At 59.8% G+C, this 18,113-nt stretch carries 20 protein-coding genes; 14 read left to right on the top strand and 6 right to left on the bottom strand.

The window, feature by feature from the left end; translation table 11 throughout:
* Positions 1 to 64: 64 nt before the first annotated feature.
* The 3 genes from RAD15_RS08910 to RAD15_RS08900 form a co-directional block, all read right to left on the bottom strand.
* Complete coding sequence (locus RAD15_RS08910) at positions 65 to 1,309, bottom strand: type II toxin-antitoxin system HipA family toxin (protein ID WP_375848164.1); 1,245 nt, start codon at positions 1,307 to 1,309, stop codon at positions 65 to 67.
* Positions 1,306 to 1,620, bottom strand: coding sequence for a helix-turn-helix domain-containing protein (locus RAD15_RS08905; protein ID WP_375848163.1), 315 nt, complete (start codon positions 1,618 to 1,620; stop codon positions 1,306 to 1,308). Before RAD15_RS08905 ends, RAD15_RS08910 begins: the two co-directional genes overlap by 4 nt.
* A gap of 249 nt (positions 1,621 to 1,869) precedes the next feature.
* Positions 1,870 to 2,352 carry a hypothetical protein gene (locus RAD15_RS08900; RefSeq protein WP_458176464.1) on the bottom strand — a complete coding sequence of 161 codons (483 nt, stop codon included), beginning with the start codon at positions 2,350 to 2,352 and terminating at the stop codon, positions 1,870 to 1,872.
* Between RAD15_RS08900 and RAD15_RS08895 the strand changes: the two genes are divergently transcribed.
* The 3 genes from RAD15_RS08895 (at position 2,351) to RAD15_RS08885 (ending at position 4,091) form a co-directional block, all read left to right on the top strand.
* A complete protein-coding gene (locus RAD15_RS08895) occupies positions 2,351 to 2,494 on the top strand; it encodes a hypothetical protein (RefSeq protein ID WP_458176462.1) in 144 nt (47 codons plus the stop codon). The two genes, RAD15_RS08900 and RAD15_RS08895, sit on opposite strands and share 2 nt — an antisense overlap.
* Before the next feature lie 272 nt (positions 2,495 to 2,766).
* Positions 2,767 to 3,327 carry an RNA polymerase sigma factor gene (locus tag RAD15_RS08890; protein WP_458176460.1) on the top strand — a complete coding sequence of 187 codons (561 nt, stop codon included), beginning with the start codon at positions 2,767 to 2,769 and terminating at the stop codon, positions 3,325 to 3,327.
* Between the two features lie 2 nt (positions 3,328 to 3,329).
* Positions 3,330 to 4,091: a hypothetical protein gene (locus tag RAD15_RS08885; RefSeq protein ID WP_458176458.1), complete on the top strand. Its 762-nt coding sequence runs from the start codon at positions 3,330 to 3,332 to the stop codon at positions 4,089 to 4,091.
* A gap of 382 nt (positions 4,092 to 4,473) precedes the next feature.
* Here RAD15_RS08885 and RAD15_RS08880 read toward each other — a convergent pair whose 3' ends face one another.
* Both RAD15_RS08880 and RAD15_RS08875 read right to left on the bottom strand, forming a co-directional pair.
* Positions 4,474 to 4,713 carry a hypothetical protein gene (locus RAD15_RS08880; RefSeq protein ID WP_458176456.1) on the bottom strand — a complete coding sequence of 80 codons (240 nt, stop codon included), beginning with the start codon at positions 4,711 to 4,713 and terminating at the stop codon, positions 4,474 to 4,476.
* A 19-nt stretch (positions 4,714 to 4,732) separates the two neighbouring features.
* On the bottom strand, positions 4,733 to 5,248 hold the full coding sequence (locus RAD15_RS08875) for a MarR family winged helix-turn-helix transcriptional regulator (protein ID WP_375848157.1): 516 nt from the start codon (positions 5,246 to 5,248) through the stop codon (positions 4,733 to 4,735).
* A gap of 768 nt (positions 5,249 to 6,016) precedes the next feature.
* Here RAD15_RS08875 and RAD15_RS08870 point away from each other — a divergent pair.
* The 6 genes from RAD15_RS08870 (at position 6,017) to RAD15_RS08845 (ending at position 13,054) form a co-directional block, all read left to right on the top strand.
* Positions 6,017 to 7,681 (top strand): methane monooxygenase, encoded by a 1,665-nt coding sequence (locus tag RAD15_RS08870; RefSeq protein WP_458176454.1) that lies wholly within the window; start codon positions 6,017 to 6,019, stop codon positions 7,679 to 7,681.
* Positions 7,682 to 7,757: 76 nt separating this feature from the next.
* A complete protein-coding gene (locus tag RAD15_RS08865) occupies positions 7,758 to 8,816 on the top strand; it encodes a 2Fe-2S iron-sulfur cluster-binding protein (RefSeq protein WP_458176452.1) in 1,059 nt (352 codons plus the stop codon).
* A 33-nt stretch (positions 8,817 to 8,849) separates the two neighbouring features.
* Complete coding sequence (locus RAD15_RS08860; RefSeq protein WP_458176450.1) at positions 8,850 to 9,959, top strand: aromatic/alkene monooxygenase hydroxylase subunit beta; 1,110 nt, start codon at positions 8,850 to 8,852, stop codon at positions 9,957 to 9,959.
* A 25-nt stretch (positions 9,960 to 9,984) separates the two neighbouring features.
* Positions 9,985 to 10,341 (top strand): MmoB/DmpM family protein, encoded by a 357-nt coding sequence (locus tag RAD15_RS08855; RefSeq protein WP_270163388.1) that lies wholly within the window; start codon positions 9,985 to 9,987, stop codon positions 10,339 to 10,341.
* Positions 10,342 to 10,448: 107 nt separating this feature from the next.
* Positions 10,449 to 12,086 (top strand): chaperonin GroEL, encoded by a 1,638-nt coding sequence (groEL, locus tag RAD15_RS08850; protein ID WP_458176448.1) that lies wholly within the window; start codon positions 10,449 to 10,451, stop codon positions 12,084 to 12,086.
* 692 nt (positions 12,087 to 12,778) lie between these two features.
* Entirely contained in the window at positions 12,779 to 13,054 is a 276-nt protein-coding gene (locus RAD15_RS08845) for a hypothetical protein (protein WP_458176446.1), read from the top strand.
* Between the two features lie 775 nt (positions 13,055 to 13,829).
* On the opposite strand, the gene RAD15_RS08840 is transcribed toward RAD15_RS08845, so the two are convergent.
* Positions 13,830 to 14,564 carry a hypothetical protein gene (locus RAD15_RS08840; protein WP_458176444.1) on the bottom strand — a complete coding sequence of 245 codons (735 nt, stop codon included), beginning with the start codon at positions 14,562 to 14,564 and terminating at the stop codon, positions 13,830 to 13,832.
* A gap of 1,252 nt (positions 14,565 to 15,816) precedes the next feature.
* On the opposite strand from RAD15_RS08840, the gene RAD15_RS08835 reads away from it, so the two are divergent.
* The 5 genes from RAD15_RS08835 (at position 15,817) to RAD15_RS08815 (ending at position 18,007) form a co-directional block, all read left to right on the top strand.
* Positions 15,817 to 16,308 (top strand): hypothetical protein, encoded by a 492-nt coding sequence (locus tag RAD15_RS08835; RefSeq protein WP_458176442.1) that lies wholly within the window; start codon positions 15,817 to 15,819, stop codon positions 16,306 to 16,308.
* 329 nt (positions 16,309 to 16,637) lie between these two features.
* Positions 16,638 to 16,853, top strand: coding sequence for a dodecin family protein (locus tag RAD15_RS08830; protein ID WP_458176440.1), 216 nt, complete (start codon positions 16,638 to 16,640; stop codon positions 16,851 to 16,853).
* A gap of 163 nt (positions 16,854 to 17,016) precedes the next feature.
* Entirely contained in the window at positions 17,017 to 17,328 is a 312-nt protein-coding gene (locus RAD15_RS08825; protein ID WP_375865303.1) for a hypothetical protein, read from the top strand.
* A gap of 153 nt (positions 17,329 to 17,481) precedes the next feature.
* Positions 17,482 to 17,658: a hypothetical protein gene (locus RAD15_RS08820; protein ID WP_458176438.1), complete on the top strand. Its 177-nt coding sequence runs from the start codon at positions 17,482 to 17,484 to the stop codon at positions 17,656 to 17,658.
* Positions 17,659 to 17,698: 40 nt separating this feature from the next.
* Positions 17,699 to 18,007 carry a GcrA family cell cycle regulator gene (locus tag RAD15_RS08815; RefSeq protein WP_458176436.1) on the top strand — a complete coding sequence of 103 codons (309 nt, stop codon included), beginning with the start codon at positions 17,699 to 17,701 and terminating at the stop codon, positions 18,005 to 18,007.
* Positions 18,008 to 18,113: the final 106 nt, after the last annotated feature.

The raw sequence follows: 18,113 nt of genomic DNA, 5'->3' as shown, positions 1-18,113 counted from the left end.
GTGCATTCGGCAACATCCCTTATGCGATGGCAGGATCGGGGGATGTGCGCTTCCAAGACCTGCCTTAAAGGTCGAGGATGGCTGCCATTTCATCGACATGCGCATCGATCCGCTCGAGGACCTGCGCAGGCACTACATCGCGTTCCGGAAGAGCCAACCACTTGTCGCGCGCAACCGCCGCAGTCTCAGCGACTGCTGTCACCACGGCCCCTTCCGGAAGACGGCTGCGGTTTGCAAAATTGCGCCAGCGCTCCTGGGTCAGCGCCTTGAACGACTTTTCGCCGGCAAGGCTGAGCGCCATGCCGTCCTTTGGGATGTAGGGAATCGTTGAAAGCACGTCATAGATAGGCGACAATGTTGGTGTCCGGCCATCTCCGGGATACAGCAGCGACCAATTCTTGAGGTGCATGTCACCGTTGCCGGTGAGCGCTGTGAGGGCGAGGCGTCGCACAAATTCGATGGCTGCATCGAAGGAGACGCCGCTGTTCAGCGCTGCCGCGATGTTGTGATAGGCTGCGCCGGTGTATTTCTCGGACGGATATCGGCCAAACACTTGCGCGAAATCCTCCATGTGCACGCGCGCCCCGCTAGTCTCGCGGTCGAAACGGCGGACAAGCAGGACCTTGCCCGTGGACATGGTGTTGAATTCTTCCGGGATGCCGGCAAACTCTGATCTGTCGACGAGTTCACGGGCGGGCACGTCCATCCCCAGCGCTTCCGCAAGGGCGAGGATTGCGAATTCGTTCTCCGATAGGCCGATGTGCGTGAGGGAGGGAAATTTCGCGATGTACTGCCCTTGTTCATCGTCCACGGCGAGCGTGATCCCGCCTTCCTTTCCCGTGTTTTTCATGACCGACAGTTTCATCTGCACGCCGGCGAGCGAAAAGCGCGCCTTCTTGTTGCCCTCCGCTTCCGGACCAATGGGAACGGGGATGCCGTCACTTGGCAGCGCGCGCACCGCGCCGGGCAGATTGGTTCCCAGAGCTGTGAGCAGATCGAAATCGTTGCCCGGCCTGACTGACGCCGCGTGGTGTTTTTCCATCGCCTCGCGCAGCTTCTCTTCGGGCAAAAGGTTTGCAAAGAACGGTGGAAGTGCGCCGCGGATCGGTTTCGGGTCCCTGCGAAGGCCGCCATCGATCGATCGAAGCGACAGGCTGAAGATCGGCGGGTTGTTCAAGCTCCGATAAGAAGGCAAGAGGTTGAACGCGTTGTAGTCGCCGGGCGTCCGGACGAGGGTGCCGACCGGAAGATTGTTCAACGAGATATCGAGCGACTGGATACGCTCCGCGGCGTGGGGTGTCGCGCTCATGATCCTTCCTCGTCTTCGACATCCGACGTGAACGCAGGACGATCATCATCACTATCCGCAGGCTGGAGCATCGACTGAACAGCGGGCACCATCGCCTGGGGGATCAGCATCATCTCCATGCCAAGTGCGCGTGCGACGTTGACAAGCGTGGTTGCACGGGCGGCGGCAGCCCCCGTTTCGATGTCCCGATAGCGAGGCCTGCTGATATTGGCCCGCTGGGCGATTTGCTGCTGCGACAAGCGAGCGGCCAAGCGCGCCTTGCGAAAGCGCAGGCCAAGGTCCTTCAGGAGCGGATCCGATGTAGAGGACATGATACGTTTTCAGATCATTAACGAGCTAAATGATATGTATACAGATCATCACGGTCTCGTCAATCTGATATGTTTCCGTATCTTCCGGATCACGAATGAATCGTAAACGAGTCTTTTGCTGGCCGGGAGAGCCAAGGTCCTCTGTTCCCTGGTGGCCCCCGGGAAGGCTGATGGAAACGAGCTCGGCCTTGGACCCCGGGGCTGGTGAGAAGACCCGAAGCGCCATTCACCCTTGGGCAATCGGCCAGGTTACCAGGCCCTGGCGCTCGGTCGATCTTCCGGCTGCGCCCGTAGCGGCCTGCATTTTCCAAGACCGCAACTCATGGAATTGAAGCGCCCTTCGATGCCTCCGATCCCATGCATCAAGTTTGGTCTTCCGCAGTGAACCTGGTCTGCTGGATGATCTGATCCAGACAGTTCCTGCCCCCGCTCAGTAGGAGAGCGGGGACGGCTTTCCGTCTCGCTCGCTTTCGACAGCACGCTCGCCGTCCAACAGGATGACGTGGCCGGCGAATTTTGCGAACCGAAGCCGATCAGGTGATGCAGGATGTGCGCGATGCTCTTGCCACTGGAGGAAACCGTGTGATCGCCTTCATCACCGCCAATTCTCGCTTGCCGGTGCCCGCCGGCGCGAAAAGCGGCGCCCGGCGTCAGTCCCGAGTGCAATTGTTGGCGGAAAGCACCCGTCATCCCGGAAAGCTCGAGACTATCGCCGTCCAGGAGTGCCTTCATGACTCCCGCTTGCTTCCCGTCACATGCGGCTGCGATTTTCACGACCGCGGCTGGTCGCCGTCGGCACGACCATCACGCCGTCATCATCCGCGCTGACGATGTCGCCCGGCTGGACGGCAACACGCCGATGACGATCGGCTGATTGATCGTCCCGAGCGTCTCCTTGACGGGCCCTTCGCGAAGTGCCCATAGCTGAACACCTTGAAGCCGAGCTTGCAGATCGCCGGCCCGTTGCGCCGGAAGTCTCATGCCAAAAGAACAGGCCGCTGTTTTTGCAAAGATTTTATGTTGTTGAATTTATTTGATCGAGTGGGATGAAAACCTGCCGCAGGCTCGCCTACCCCAATGAGATTCAGCTGTTCGCCAACCCGATCGGCGGCGAGCATTAGAATGCCTCGATCAAGGCGGTGAAGGATGCAAAAACGACCGGACTGGGTGGACGACATCGATTGGGACGACCTCTATCCAAGAGTCCTCGCTGTCGCCTATCGGATGAGTGTCGGCCGAGCGAACAGGCGGCACGAAGCCGAACAACTTGCGCAAGAAGCCATTACGCGGAGCTTCACAACCAGGACGGTTGATTTAAAAAAATACGAACTCTTCGTCTATCTCGTCGGCATCATGCGAAGCATTCGCAGCGATCAGATGAGATCACCAGGCGCAAGGTTGTTCGATTTCGATGATGAAGCGGTGATCCGCTTCCCCGCGCGTCCCACTCAAGACGACGCGCTGTCGATTGCGGGTCTTTCGCAACTCATCGAACAACAGGACCCAGGGGCCAACCAAGTGGCGATGCATATGCTCGCAGGACTGAGAACCTCGCGTGAAATCGCCGAGGCCATGAGTGTTTCTCCTCAAAAAGTGGACGCGCTCAAGAAGAATTTGCGCCGCATCATTCTGGCGCTTGAACGGAACGACTTGCGCCTCAAGCGTAAGCCGCCGTCTGGCACCAAGATCGCTGAATTGGAGGAGTAAACATGGATAAACCGCTGATCGAAACGATCTTGGCTCGCCTCGACGCAAACCCGCCGGAAGATCATACGGATGTTCTTGATTATCCGGCCGCCGTCATTCGAGAGGAACTGCGAGCAGCGGGACTGCGCCCCGAAATGCCGCCGGCATTGCGCGAGCTGACGGGAAAGTCTCAGGGCGGTCTGAAGCCTCGGGAAGAGCTTCACCCACGCGGGCGGTTCGGCGCTGCTGCAAACTCCGTTGCACGCATATTCACGACCCGATGGTGCTTGCGTCTAGGGTTTGGAATAGCTGGCGTCGCTCTGGTTGTAAGCACGATGACGATGATCGAATTCTCGCTCGAGTTGCGATCTGAAGTTGCCGAAATGCACTTGATCAATCAGTCCCTTCAGGCTGCGCGCCCGGAATCGCTCGCGGCTGTCGTCGCCTCGGTTGTGAGGCAGCAAAAGGAAGTCACAGCAGAGCTCAAGAACAGGCAAGATGAGATTTCCGAAATGGCCCTACAGATCAAGTCAGCGCGGGCTTCCTTTGCCAATCGGGAAGGACATGTCATGTTCTCCCTTCCGGCACCCCAAGAGACTCAAGCCTCTGGAATGAAGGATCCGACATTGTCTTTGGCTCATGCAATGCCATCCACATCGAAGGTCATCGAGATGTCACGATTGAATCGCGATGTTAACTCGTCCATCGACCTCGAGAAACTCGGTTATATGAGCAGTGTTCGGTGCTCGCCAACGCCAACCAATACCGAAAAAATCCAGCCCTGAGAGCTAGCAATCAAGCCGGCGAGTGCACTCTCACTCGCCGGCTTCTTCTAGATGCCCAGCGCATGAGCAATCGCCATCGCGAAGTAGATCAGCGCGATGGCAGCGTAACTCGCGCAGATGATCAGGGTCTCCTTGTTCATTCTCTGGCTCCTTGCTCATTCGACTCGTTCGCCGTCGATTGGCCGGTCGCAACGTCAGCTTTGTTTGAAAACCGCCAGTGAACCCAGGCGACGACCAAGTAGATGGCCGAAATTGCGATATATCCTTGCGCCTCAAGCATCCAAAACACCTCCATCCAGTCTGTCGTTACTCAGTAAGGCGGGCCAGGTTCTGGATTTCGGATCGCGCGACGCGCGATTGCTCAAGGAAAGCAAATCGCAGTTCAAATGAGATGTTCGCGCCGCGAGGGCAAGGCGCAGACGCTGCTTGACAATTGCGGGCGCGACGAAATCCGTGCGGCGATGTCCTCTTCGCTCGCGCCGACGTCACCGAGTGACTGGAATGCGCGAAAGTGGTCGAGCGGATACAGGCCGACGCGCTCCGCGATCGAATCCTCCTCCGCAATGCTTCCCTCTCCAACGACGCTGAAGACGGGAATCGCTTCAGGAAGCGAGATCGCCATCCTGATGACTCAGTTCATCTCAAGATTTTAGTTCGGCGTGCAGGCGAGCTTTTTCTAACCTATGCCTAACTCCCCTAAGGCAGCCAGCCAATCTCGCGAATTCCTGAATACCAAGATAGTCAAAAACAAACTGATCGAGCTCTTCCTGCTGGGCCGCGATGCTCGCAAGACGTTTGCGAGCATTCTCTGTTAGAGACAAATGTACGAAACGGGCATCCTTCGCGCCTGGAGTGCGCCGCAGGAATCGTTTGGTCTCAAGCTCCTTCGAATGTTTCGTGATGAAGGACGAGCCGATCTTCATCAATTTTGCAACGACATTGACCGGAACGCCTTCATCGCGTTCCAAGTCGGTCAGAGCCATCAAAATCATCATTTGCGGTCCAGTGATACCGAGCGCATTCGCCTGGAAGCAGCGAAGGTCGTCCAGACACACATTGATAGATCTGATCTCCCACGCGAATTGCCTGAGTACACCCTGACCTGCGTCCGGCCCTTTTCCGAGCCGCTTTGTTCGCTCGGGCAACTTCGGCGCCATCGGATCCAGGAGCTCCCATCCTTAGATTGTTCCGCATTGGCGGAGTTCAAGGAACTATTTCGGTTAGTCGGCTCCGCCGGCCAACCGCAGGATGTCAACTCGATAAGCTGCAATCCCCAACTCGCTCAGATGCTGACTTTCCATGTAGGAGGTCCGCCGTTGAAACTGCTAAGCGTACGGCGCAACTTGACACAATCGTTGTGGTGAAATCCGCTGAAAGGTTCCGTCTAACGCCGAATTTGAGCGTCGGGCTGGGGTCTCAGGCACATTTATCGCAGCGAGACTCAACGCCACGCACCGCTTTGATATACCTCATGCGCCCCCGCGAGACCAGGTGAACGACGCGATATGGCAATGGGTATTGCCGTCGAGCCCGGAAGTTTCAGATCCGTCGATCAGCAACAAATGGCGAGATGGCTGCGCGTTACCGCAGCGGCTATTCCGGTCCCGGCGGCGTGGAGCGCTCTCTGGCGCAGAAGCATTGGCGAGCGGTGAACGCCTTCATCTGGAACCATCCACCCTCCACTACTCATTTCTGCGCCTGACCGTAGACCGCGCTCAGCTTCCGGACCGACGGGACAATAGTGTTGCGCGCCGTGTCGCATTGATGACGCACCCCGCTCCGCCTATTCCAAGAAATCCAACACTTCTCCCCTTGGCACGTATGTTGCTGAGCGGACTCAAGCGGTGGCCGTGCCTGATGATCGGGCCATGTCGTCACAGCCAAACCGCAAAAAGCCCCGCCGCGCCAGGGAAAGGAGATGAGCGATGACTGAGGCACTCACACTCAACAAGATCACAAGCCAGAAGGGCATCAGTATCGGGGAGGCGACGCGCCTCATCGCCGACCTGGGCTGGACGCCGTCCTATGTGCAGGACGCGATGGCGTTCCCGACCGACTACAAGATCAGCAAGTCGCCGCGCGACCCGATGAAGCAGGTGCTGCGTTCCTATTTCCCCATGCAGGAAGAGAAGGACAATCGCGTCTATGGCGCGCTCGACGCAGCCTTGCGCGGCGACATGTTCCGCAACGTCGAGCCGCGCTGGATTGAATGGATGAAGCTGTTCCTGGCGATCATCCCCTTCCCCGAGATCTCGGCCGCCCGAGCAATGGCGCCGCTCGGGCAGCTCGCCCCCGGCGATCATCTGCGCACCGGCTTCACGATGCAGATGGTGGACGAGTTCCGGCACTCGACCATCCAGATGAACCTCAAGAAGTGGTACATGGAGAATTATATCGATCCGGCCGGGTTCGACATCACTGAGAAGGCGTTCGGCAAATGCGCTGCGACGACGATCGGGCGGCAGTTTGGCGAGGCCTTCCTGACCGGTGATGCGATCACCGCATCGAATATCTATCTCCAAGTCGCCGCCGAGACGGCGTTCACCAACACGCTATTTGTGGCGATGCCGTCGGAGGCCGCACGCAACGGCGACTACGCGTTGCCGACCGTGTTCCTCTCGGTCCAAAGCGACGAAAGCCGCCATATCGGCAACGGCCATTCGATGCTGATGTCGGTCCTGAAGGAGCCAGATAATCATCTGCTGTTGGAACGCGATATTCGTTATTCCTTCTGGCAGAACCACATGTTCGTTGACGCGATGATCGGTACGATCATCGAATATGGCACCAAGAATCGCGACAAGAATAAGGAGAGCTACGCGGAGCTGTGGCACCGCTGGATCTTCGAGGACTATTATCGCACTTATATGCTGCCGCTCGAACAATACGGCATCAAGATCCACCACGACGACGTCCATGAGGCGTTCGATTCGATCGTCAAGAAGGGCTATGTCCACAAGGTCGCGCAGGCCATCTCGGCCGGCTGGTGGGCGAATTTCTGGCGGATCGAGGCGCAGACCGAGCGCGACTTCGAATGGTTCGAGGCCAAGTATCCGGGCTGGTACGACGAGTTCGGCGCCTGGTGGGAGAATTACGAGAAACTCTCCAAACCCGGCAGCGAGATCATCACCTTCGCCGACACCGGCTACGTTTATCCGCATCGCTGCTGGTCGAGCCTGGTGCCATGCGTCGTCCGCGAGGACTTCTGCGTCGACGAGGTGGACGGCGAGCTGTTCACCTATGCCAGCGAGGTCGACCGTTGGACCCACAAGGAAGCGTTCGCCGCCGAATATCAGGGCCGTCCGACCCCGGCGATGGGCCGCTTCTCGGGCCGCCGCCAGTGGGAAGAGGTCTATGACGGCTGGGATGTCGCCGACGCCATCGTTGACATGGGCTTCGTGCGTCCTGACGGCAAGACGCTGATCGCTCAGCCGCACGTGTCGTTCGAGGAGAAGGACATGTGGACGCTTGACCATGTCCGAGGCCACACCATCCGCAGCCCGCTGCTCGCGCTGCGCGAACTGAAGCCCGAGGCGCGGGCCAAACATGTCGAGGACTATCGCAAGGGTTTCAAGATCCGCCGGATCTGACCCCCCACCGGCGGCCGGGGAGGTGGTGTCGCCGCCTCCCCCGGCATCCGCTGCGACTGCCTCACGGAGAATGGTCATGGGACAGGAAATGCCTCAGCGCAGGCCGGCGGTGCACAAGGTGCGCCTCGAGCCGGTCGGGGTCGAGATGGAAGTGGAGGAAGGTGAGACCGTCCTCGACGCAGCCTTCCGCCAGGGCGTCACCCTGCCGCACGGCTGCAAGGAAGGGCAGTGCTCCGCGTGCAAATGCATCCTCAACGAAGGAGATGTCGAGATGCTCAAATATTCGACCTTCGCGCTCTCCGACCCGGAGAAGGAAAGCGGTCAGGTCCTGCTGTGCCGGACGCTCGTCTATAGCGACGTCGAGGTCGAGCTGCTCAACTATGACGAGGACCTGCTGTCGCGCTCGATCGCAGTCAAGGCGTTCAACGGAAAGCTGGCGAGCGTCGAGCCGCTGACGCACGACATCGTTCGCATCGCGATCGACCTAGACGAACCGATGAAGTTCTGGGCCGGACAGTTTGCGGACCTGACGCTCCATGGCGCGGAGATCACGCGCTCCTATTCGATGGGCAATCCACCGAGTGAGCCCGATCGCCTGGCGTTCATCATCAAGCGTTATCCCGGCGGTGCCTTCTCGACCGCGATCGGCGAGGCGAAGATCGGTGATCCGATCACGGTGAAGGGGCCTTATGGCTCTTGCTTCCGTCGCGAGCAGCGCGACGGGCCGATGATCCTGGTCGGCAGCGGATCGGGCATGGCACCGTTGCTGTCGATCCTGCTCGACCAGGCGGCAAGCGGCGAGACGCGCCCGGTTCGCTTCTTCTACGGCGCCCGGACAACGCAGGATCTGTTCGCGCTCGACATCTTCGCCGACCTTGAAGCGCGGATGCCCGACTTCAAGTTCATTCCCGCCTTGTCACATGTCGAAGCGGATTCGGAGTGGAACGGCGAAACCGGATTCATCCACGACGTGCTGCGCCGCCACCTGCTCGACATGGAGAATACCGAGGAAGCGGACGCCTATAGCTGCGGTCCACCGCCGATGATCGATGCCGCACTGCCGATCCTGCAAATGGCCGATATCGACCCGGCCAGGATGTATTTCGACAAGTTCACGCAAGCCACCCAAGCATGAGGCCGAATGCCCAAGAGAGAGAGGGAGAAGACGATGTCTGGACGAGCGATGGAGCAGGAGCAGAGGTCCGCAGCGGCGGGCGCCAAGACCTTTCCGGGATCGGATAGCCGAGCCTATAATTATTTCGAGCCGAAGGGGCGTCGGGCGACGCATTACGAGGACGTCACCGTTGACGTCCAGCCGGACCCCGAACGCTACCTCCTCCAGAATTGGATCATTTCCTTCGGGGACGGCACGCCGACATACTCGAAGGAGTGGACCGCGCTGAAGAGCAGCGACTGGCACCTCTATCGCGCGCCCGACCAGGAATGGGAACGGACGCACTATCAACGCCAGTCGACCATCTGCGGCATGATCAAGAACGTAATCGACAACGCGCGGCGCGCCGGCGCACCGAGGCGCTTCGACAAGGCGTGGGTGAAAATACTGCAAGATCATCTGGGTGCCTTCAAGCATGCCGAATATGGCCTGGGCACCGCGCTGATGCGCGCGCAGCGCTACGGCTATACCCAAATGGTCAACAACGCGATCCTGACCAACTCGTCCTACAAGCTGCGGCTGGCGCAGGATCTAACGCTCTATCTCGCCGAGATCGCGCTCGACATCGAAGGCTTCGACGTCGACGCCGGCAAGCGAAATTGGCTGGAGAACTCGATCTGGCAGAAGGCTCGCGAACTCGTGGAATCTGCACGCGGCGCCGAGGATTTCCTGGAGCAGTATTTCATCGTCAACGTGCTATTCGAGCCACTGGTAGGCGAGTTGTTCCGCTCTGGTTTCGTCATGCAGGTCGCGGCGACACAGAGCGACTATTCGTCGCCCGTCGTCATCTCAGCGGCGGAAGCGGATTACGAGCGCAACCTTGCCAATACGGTTGAGCTGTTTGCGACCCTCGTGCGCGATCCCGCGCATGGTGAGGACAATCGGCGCCTGCTGCACGATTGGTTCGACAAATATTCGCCGATCGCGACCCAGGCGGCGCTCGATCTGCAACCCATCTGGTTACAGCCGCGGGTGAAATCCGCGCAGTTCGCCGAATCTTATGCGTCGGCGATCAACCGCCTGCAGGCGATCGTGTCGGAGATCGGCGTCTTCTCGACGCAAATTCCGATGCCGGAGCTGCAGGTCGCCGAGCCCGTCGAATAATCGCGCCACGAAAGGAACCGACACCATGGCCGTTACCACCGAGCAGCAGCTCTTCACGCCGCTCAAGGACATCACCCAGGAACGCACCATCTCGCATCAATGCGGGGTGACGATGAACGACAGCGTCGAGGCACGCTGCATCGCAGAGATCATGGAACAGCGTCCAGGAGTCAAGGTCACCTACCTGCCGGCGATGATCCGTGTGGACGGCGAGGGTAAGATCGTCTTCGACATGGCCGAGATCAGCGAGGCGCTCGGCCGCGAGATGACACCGCACATCTTCGAGATTTCCACCGCCACCCATTACGGCCGGATGGTGATGATCGACGAGAACACCGTGATCCTCTTCGGGGACATGGACGAGGCGCTCCAATACGAATGACACGATCACGCGCTGTTGGCCGCGCCGCCGGCGCGTGCCATCCTACTAGCCAGACCGGAATGACAAGGCTACGCCCAACGGATGGCGGCGCGCTCAGGAGACGATAGATGGCCAAGATCATGCTCTACGATGCTGAAGCTAGGGCGGCGCTTGCGCGCGGCGTGGACCAGCTTGCCCGCGCTGTCGTCGGTACGCTCGGCCCGAAGGGAACCAACGTCATCATGGATCGCCCGATCGGGACGCCGTTGGTGTCGCGCGATGGTGTCAGCATCGCGGCCGAGATCGAGTTACCCTGCCGGTTCGAGAATCTGGGCGCGCAGGTTGTTCGCGAGGTGTCCGCCCAGACCAATGAGATCGCCGGTGACGGCACCACGACCGCGACAGCGCTCGCCAATGCGCTGGTGCAGGATGGCGTGAAACTGGTCGAGCACGAGCACAAGGCGGTCGACGTTGTCGCCGGCATGGACCACGCCCGCGATCTGGTCATCAAAGCACTGCGAGAGGGCTCTCGGCCGCTGCGTCAGGGCGAATTGCGCATGGTTGCAAGCGTCGCGGCCACCGAGACGTCACTGGGAGAGCTTATAGCGGAAGCGCTTGAGCGGGTCGGCATCGAAGGTGTCGTCCATGTCGAATATGCGTTGCCGGGCTCACCGACGCGGCTGGAGGTCGACGAAGGGCTCGTGCTCGATCGCGGATTCGTATCGCATCATATGGCGACCGACAGTTCGAGCCTGGCCGCCGAACTCGACAATCCGGCGATCCTGCTGACCGACCACAAAGTGCCATCGGCCGAGCCGATCCTGCGTATCCTCGACCAGCTCAAGGAAAGCGGGCGTCAGCTGCTGCTGGTAGCGGACGAGATCGCGCCTGAGGTCATCGCGGCCGTGATGCAGGCTCGGCTTCAGGGACGTGGCACCGTCGTCGCGATCAATCCGCCGGAATTCGGCCATTGGCGCAAGGCGATGATGGAGGATCTCGCGATCATGACGGGTGGCCGGGTGATCGCGCGCGACCTGGGTGCCCGGATCGAGGAGGCGACGATCGCCGATCTGGGCAATGCGACGCGCGCGAGGGTATCCGCATCCGCGACCGTGATCCTGGGCGGCAATGGCGACAAAGCGGCCATCGACGGGCGGCGGCAACTGGTCCAGAAGCTGTGGGACGAGGCACCGCAGAATATCGAGCGCGACAAGCTGGCCGATCGCCTAGCAAAGCTCACCCGCGGGACCGCAGTCCTGCTCGCAGGCGGCGCCACGCCGGTCGAGCAAAAACGCACGGCGCAACTGCTCGAAGATGGCCTTAACGCAGCCCGGGCTGCCCGTGGCGAAGGTGTGGTGGCCGGTGGCGGTACCGCCCTCGCGCAGGTCGCAGCGCGGCTCGATCCGTTGGTGGATCAGGAGGTTGATGGCGCGCAAGCCGGTGCGATGCTGGTCCGCGACGCGATCAAGCGCCCATTGGCGATCATCGCCGGCAATGCCGGACAGGATGGCGTTATGATCGTGACACGGGTCGCCGCCGAGCAACCCGGCACGGGCTTCGATGCCAGGAGCGGCAGATTTACCGACATGTTCGAAGCCGGCGTGATTGATCCCGTCAAGGTTACCTGCGCCGCTCTCGAGAATGCGGTGTCGGTGGCCAAGCTGATCCTGACGACCCATTCGCTCGTCGTCGATCTTCCTGAAGGCGTCGATCCTACCGCCGGCCCTGCGCGCGGCGGCGGTGCCGAAGTTTACGGCCGGAGCTGATCGGCGCGGACCGACGATCGCCATCGCGTTCGTTCCGCTCCGAGCGGTGCTTTCCGAGAACGGCACGGAAAGCACCCCATTGTGTTGGCTGCTATGGGGCCGGGACAGGATATGACGTCTGCCCGGACCCTTTGCCAGAATCTCATGAAGCATACGGCGGCCCTGTCGGAGCAAATAGCAGAACTGGAGAAAGGACTACGCATGCGCGCCAGACGGGACGAGGTCGCTTCACGTTTAATGACCATTCCGGGGGGCGGAGCAATCTGCCCCACAGCGATAGAGGCCTTGGTGCCCTCAGCGGAGACCTTTTCCAAGGGTCGCGATCGGGAGGACGGTGATCCATCTGCGCTTCGTTCCGTGCGATACGTTCGCCCGTAACGGCACAGGAAACCAAGCCGTCAGAACCGCTGTGGGTAGCATCAACGGTCTCGCTTCAGAGCTCACTCACTCCTAGAGCACGCTATCAGCGGGGGATGTGACGGAGCTGTTTCTCAAGCGCCGTCCCAGCCCAAGAAAGAAGGGGAAGTGCCCCGCTAACTCCGACTTTCCATCTACGCGAATGGGCGAGCTACCACCTTGCGGCAACTTTGCTGACGCACTTTCCTATTTTTCCCGATCCGGCCTTGTGTTATTTTAGGTTACTTTCTTAGATTGCTAGAATGTAGCGACACTTCAGTGATTTAGGGGAAATAATGGCCAGGATCGCTGTTTCCCGCGAAGCATTCCGCGGTCTGTTCGCCTTTTATGCTGCCAAAGCGCACCACGATCAGAGGCACGACGGCGAGCATTGCCTCACGAAGCTGTTCAGATCCAGCGACGACATACCTGACGGTCTACTTGAGCTGTGGTCTGAGCGCGTCAACACGCTCGATCCCGAGATTGTTGGCAATGTCCTATGTCCCCGCGCTCGCGTGCCGATGGCCGCGTCGAATACGATCATGCCAGCGACTTCCTGCATGCCTTACTGAGAGAATTGAACGGGAAGCAGCACTGAGCGCGACGAACAAGCTGGGCCTTGGCGCCGGGCTGATCGCCAATATGGTTCGGTTCTCAGCAACCACCAATTAGAGAAGAGTGCTCGCGCTCGGTCGGTTCGGATTCCGACATTGGGACGCCTGCTTCCGAGCTGCGCATGAATGCGTTGTCTTCCGCACGCTCCTGGACACGCGCGCCATGGTGGGAAGATGCGCTTAAACGCTCAACAAGATCCTAGTAAGCAGCATTGGAAACTGCCCGCAGAGGCAGGGTACCGGGAGCATCTGGCGGCTGCGGCTTTAGCTCATCGAGCTTCGATGCGACATGTCGGCAACCTGCTAGACCGGCATGGCTAATGTTCGAACTACCCGGCGGTGAGACCGGCCATCTATGTAGGACGGAGCGGTCGCCTCGATTGTTCGTCCGACGTTGCACCTCGAAATACAGCAACGAGGCGATCACCTTCCCAAAGCTCAACATCGTGCTCGCCAGACATTTGTTCGGCTCGACGTCTCGCCGCCTGCTCGTCAATGCAGTCGAGCTTTGCGGCGCAAATCACGTGCCGGCTGCTGTCCACCACGAACATTTTGTACCGCATGATGCAGTCCCATCCCAAAGGGGGACCGTGACCGTACTCGAATGTCCGTCTAACGCCGCGCCAAACTTCAATGCATGCGCGCGGAACCTTTGTACGTGTGGCAATTCCGCTATACCAGCTCGCCAGACCTCATCGACGGCGCGACGACGGATCAGGTAAACAGGTGCGCTTCAGTGGCGCAATCTCATCGCGTGCCGAAGCGAGCGGCTCGAGCTTAAGATGGAGAGCATCCCCAGCATCATCAGTAGGACGCCAAGCCAAGTTGCCGTCCGGCTCGGCGCCTCGTTACGAGCCTCTGCAGTGAGCACGAGCACGCCGATCGGGATAGTCGGAGGTTCGGACGAAGTCACCATATCGTTGGCCGGCGCGGCCGCGAGAAGTTGCTCAACATCGACTTGGCTCGGCACGGAGTGCGTGGGCCAGCGGCCGTGCTCAGCGATGAGGGCCGCCGACATCAGAGTGGTGCCCGTATCGAGATCGGAAGCAGCATCAGCTACCTTGACTTCGGCGTGAGGCGGCTGAGACGGCTCGGCCGGTGCGGAGCTCAGCAACTCTGCGCGCGCGTCAACGACCCCGGTCTGCCTCGACCGCACGGTCCCGTTCTCGTCCAAACTGGCGGTGGTATCTTTCGCCACGCGCCGACGAACGGTCTTCTTCACCTTCGCCACACCCTCGGTCAGGAACCAGCATTTGTGGTGCCCGTCCATTCGGTAGACCCAATGCTGGCTATCGGGGGTCGAGTTGCCGGGGCGCCCCAAGCATTCCGCTTGCGGTGGAGAGGTCACCGTAGGTTGGGGTGCAGCAGCATTGAAGATATCCGCAAGAGGATTGGAAGACGCAGGCCCCATCGAAAGAGTTTCAACTAGAACCAAACTGACGAAGCACATTCGCAAATAACCGGACATCGAAAACTCCCGGTGTTGCGCCCCGCCCGGCATGACCCTTCGTATCGACATAGGCGGCCATGCGGCTCAAATCTGGCGGGGCCATGGATTCATTGTGCTCCTGACGTGCGCCACGGGTCCGAATACAAATCCGGTCCAGCCGCTCAAGGTTGCAAACACAGCCCCACCGTCATGTGGTCGAGTCGCGGCGGCCGCCGGACATCACTCCTTGGGTTTTTCTGCGCGATCAACCGCTGTCTTATTCGTGCTGAGGTGCATCGGTCGTTAAGGGTTGGTTTAGTTCCCGGCATGATCATTGGGGACCACAAGGGACCCGAGCATGCAATTGCACCATGCCAATACCTTGGAAATAATCGAGACGGTCGCGGATCAGGGTAGTGGCGAGGTCGCGACGTGGCCCGTCACGCTCGGCCGATCGGATTTCTCGCCCTCCAACCGAGATGAGGTCCTGGCGCTATTGGCGCCAAGCGGTCATTCAAAACCCACTATTTGGCTCGTCGCGGTCGCATTGGCTGGAGGTTTTGGATTGGGATGGGCTGGTGCCTGGTATGCTCCTGCAACCATCTCGGCTCTCAATCCAAATGCTCGGATAGAACCGGCTTCGCGCCGCATGCCGGACACAAAGTCAGGCGGTAAGGCCGAAAGCACCCGAAAGATAGCATCAGCAGCAAGCTCGCGAACACCGCCCGGTTTAGGTCAGCCCTCCACAGTCAGCGCGAGCCTTGCTCCGAAGCCTCTGGCCAAAGCGTCGGGTGGGGCGCAATCGGCGGAAGCTTCGAACCCAGCTTCTTCGGTTTTGGAGGCGGACATGTCCGTGACCGGCTCGCTCGAGGCTGCGGGGCCGCTCCTGTCGGTCCCGGAGACAAGACCAACAACTATTGGCGGGTGGGCAGTCCTTGACGTTCGCGGCGGAACGGCAGTGCTCGAAGGGCCCGATGGGATTCGAATGGCAGCACGGGGGGACGTGATCCCCGGCATCGGGCGAATCGATTCTATCGTGCGTTGGGGCAACCGCTGGATAGTTGCAACAGGTCGTGGGTTGATCTCGACGCCGTAGGCGTGCGACGAAGAGGCATGCCATCCATTCGTGTTGTCACTCGCCGCAGTTCGCGGGCCCACGTGCTCAATTTCCCCGTGCAATCTAGCCAAGCTTCGCACGAGGCAAGCGGTTTCGGCGCGAAGGCCGCGCACCTTACCTCCACTTACTCCGCTACCTAGCTACGTCAACGAGTGGACGTGCAAGGTTGACGACGTGATCGCGAGTAACTCCAAAATCCGCGGTTCGCTCGGCCAGGTCATCGATAAGGAGTATCTAGAGCCATTCTTGAGGGAAGAAGACAAAGACCTACAGAATTTTTTTCACTGCGATCCCTACACACGTGTCTTCGCGGTTGAGGATCCGAAGTTCATGTACTTCATGCGAAATTTGCTATGGAGCAAATTCGTTAAGAAGGTCGGCTTCATTTCCATCGAGTTCCGCTCGAAGTGTGACGTCGCCTTGTCCTTCGCCGGGGAAAGGCGTGAGCTCACGAAGGCGCTCGCCGAAAGCCTGCAAGAGCACGAGCTAGAAGTCTTCTATGAAAGCGGCTCGCGGTCAGCTCGCGCTTGCGCGAGTCGGCGCAGCGCTGACGCTCCACCGCCGACGCCTTGCACGCTTTCAACGTTCTCGTGGCCATGTTCCATAAGCTCCGGAGTACGTATTACGATGACGCTATGGCTTCTGACGGCACGCGCGATTGATTGACCACCAGGCATCGGCACATACCAGACCCATGGCGATAACCATGCTGCTGATGCCGATGTGATGCCAGCGCTTCATGGGTCAGAACAGCGGCAAGACGACCGTGGCCGGCAAAAATATATGCTGAAGCCAACTGGCGGGAAGGAGATTCCATGTGAGCGTCCCTGGGGGCTGAAATGCGAACGAATCCCCCCGGAGGGCGCCGCCCGAGTTCTTCTTTTGGTCAAACAGGAAAGCGACAGCCAATCGGACCCTTTCGGTGGCATTCCGAGACGTATCAGCGTCGAGATCGTGATGCTAGATTTCCTGCTCCTACCGAATAGGAGGCCGACATGCCCGATAGCGTCTATAAGGTCATTGAACTGGTCGGTACCAGCACCGATTCATGGGAGCAGGCGGCCGCCAATTCGGTCGAGCAAGCTGCAAACTCGCTCCGAGATCTTCGCGTTGCAGAGGTCGTCAAGCTCGATATGCAATTGGATGACAAGGGAAAAGTCGAGGCCTATCGCGCCAAGCTCAACGTATCGTTCAAGTTCGAGGGCTCCTGAGCCTCAGCACCTCGCCCACTTGCGGGGCGAGGATGGCTCATTGGAAAATGCGCGTTGCGCGGTCCGCCCAACCGGACACTGTGGCCCATCTCGCGAGTTGGCCCTAGTCCGACAGGGGCCGATATGCTTTGATGCGAGAGGGCGTGTGGCGCGTGGTAGCCCCATGTACATGGTTATTCGCAAGTACACTAAGGTTCGTTCGGTAGCGGACGCCGCTCGTCGCGCCAAGAGCGGCGTCGGTGAGATCCTAAGGCAATCGCAGGGATTCAGATCTTACCATGTGCTGGATGCGGGCGACGGTGTCGGTATCGCCGTGATGATATTTGACGACCGCGAAAGCGCCAACGCAGCGAACGCCAAGATACTGGCGTTTATTCAGGCGAGTCTACATGACCTCGATCTTGGGATACCCGAAGTCACCACCGGCGAGGTTTTGGTGAACATAGAGCCTAGTGGGTCTTCAGGCATGAAGTAGCGGCAAACGTCACCAGTGGCGTGGCGGGTGCCGCCGCTCGCTCTGTAATCGACCTGATGTCAACTCGCTTTTGCAACCATCGCGCCCTGGACATGCGCGTGCCGCCCGTCAGGAATATTCGACTGCGCGTGCTTTTCGAGGAGCAGAAACGACATGAAGCAACACACCTCCGAAGCATTTTCCACCACAGCTGTCGGCTGGACACCGCTCATGCTTATGGGCACCGCGATGCCGCCCCGGGATCCCGATGAAGACGAGGAGGACGAAGACGACGATGAGGAAGATGCTGCTGACGAACCGGCGGTCGTGCGCGAGCCGGACGAAGACTAGACTAGCCCGTGCCTGGCAGTCGGCGCTATAAATATCTGCCATGGGCTGGGATGGGAAAGACATAGCGCTTCTCAAAAAGCTCTGGTCCGCAGGACAGAGCGCGGCGCAGATTGCACACCGTCTCGGGTGCAGTCGTAACGCGGTCTGCGGCATGCTGACCCGTCTGAATCTGAAGCGCGGCCACAAGCCGCCCACAGCACGGCCCAAGATAAGATCGGCCCCGAAGCTGAGGCCGTCGTCGGCAGCCTGCGCCCGTCCAGTCGCGCCAGCAGAGAGGCAGCAGCCTAAGGAATTCAGCAAGCAGCAGCTTCACGCCATTCTGGCTGAGGCGGTCAGAAACACTGGCTAAGAGCTCACCACGAACGTCGTTGCGCTCCCGTCAGTGCCTAGCCCAGCTCGACGGGTTCGGCTGTCGTGTACGTGGCCTGCGCGCTGGCAATCCGACCGAGAGCGAT

This window comes from Bradyrhizobium sp. 14AA (assembly GCF_054185205.1).
Note: the sequence above shows the minus strand (reverse complement) of the source record. Positions and strands in the feature narration are given on the sequence as shown.

Excerpts from the sequence above, each read along its gene's own strand:
- RAD15_RS08910 (WP_375848164.1), bottom strand. The coding sequence starts at position 1,309 with ATGAGCGCGACACCCCACGCCGCGGAGCGTATCCAGTCGCTCGATATC.
- RAD15_RS08905 (WP_375848163.1), bottom strand. The coding sequence starts at position 1,620 with ATGTCCTCTACATCGGATCCGCTCCTGAAGGACCTTGGCCTGCGCTTT.
- RAD15_RS08895 (WP_458176462.1), top strand. The coding sequence starts at position 2,351 with ATGACTCCCGCTTGCTTCCCGTCACATGCGGCTGCGATTTTCACGACC.
- RAD15_RS08900 (WP_458176464.1), bottom strand. The coding sequence starts at position 2,352 with ATGAAGGCACTCCTGGACGGCGATAGTCTCGAGCTTTCCGGGATGACG.
- RAD15_RS08890 (WP_458176460.1), top strand. The coding sequence starts at position 2,767 with ATGCAAAAACGACCGGACTGGGTGGACGACATCGATTGGGACGACCTC.
- RAD15_RS08885 (WP_458176458.1), top strand. The coding sequence starts at position 3,330 with ATGGATAAACCGCTGATCGAAACGATCTTGGCTCGCCTCGACGCAAAC.
- RAD15_RS08880 (WP_458176456.1), bottom strand. The coding sequence starts at position 4,713 with ATGGCGATCTCGCTTCCTGAAGCGATTCCCGTCTTCAGCGTCGTTGGA.
- RAD15_RS08875 (WP_375848157.1), bottom strand. The coding sequence starts at position 5,248 with ATGGCGCCGAAGTTGCCCGAGCGAACAAAGCGGCTCGGAAAAGGGCCG.
- RAD15_RS08870 (WP_458176454.1), top strand. The coding sequence starts at position 6,017 with ATGACTGAGGCACTCACACTCAACAAGATCACAAGCCAGAAGGGCATC.
- RAD15_RS08865 (WP_458176452.1), top strand. The coding sequence starts at position 7,758 with ATGGGACAGGAAATGCCTCAGCGCAGGCCGGCGGTGCACAAGGTGCGC.
- RAD15_RS08860 (WP_458176450.1), top strand. The coding sequence starts at position 8,850 with ATGTCTGGACGAGCGATGGAGCAGGAGCAGAGGTCCGCAGCGGCGGGC.
- RAD15_RS08855 (WP_270163388.1), top strand. The coding sequence starts at position 9,985 with ATGGCCGTTACCACCGAGCAGCAGCTCTTCACGCCGCTCAAGGACATC.
- groEL (WP_458176448.1), top strand. The coding sequence starts at position 10,449 with ATGGCCAAGATCATGCTCTACGATGCTGAAGCTAGGGCGGCGCTTGCG.
- RAD15_RS08845 (WP_458176446.1), top strand. The coding sequence starts at position 12,779 with ATGGCCAGGATCGCTGTTTCCCGCGAAGCATTCCGCGGTCTGTTCGCC.
- RAD15_RS08840 (WP_458176444.1), bottom strand. The coding sequence starts at position 14,564 with ATGTCCGGTTATTTGCGAATGTGCTTCGTCAGTTTGGTTCTAGTTGAA.
- RAD15_RS08830 (WP_458176440.1), top strand. The coding sequence starts at position 16,638 with ATGCCCGATAGCGTCTATAAGGTCATTGAACTGGTCGGTACCAGCACC.
- RAD15_RS08825 (WP_375865303.1), top strand. The coding sequence starts at position 17,017 with ATGTACATGGTTATTCGCAAGTACACTAAGGTTCGTTCGGTAGCGGAC.
- RAD15_RS08820 (WP_458176438.1), top strand. The coding sequence starts at position 17,482 with ATGAAGCAACACACCTCCGAAGCATTTTCCACCACAGCTGTCGGCTGG.
- RAD15_RS08815 (WP_458176436.1), top strand. The coding sequence starts at position 17,699 with ATGGGCTGGGATGGGAAAGACATAGCGCTTCTCAAAAAGCTCTGGTCC.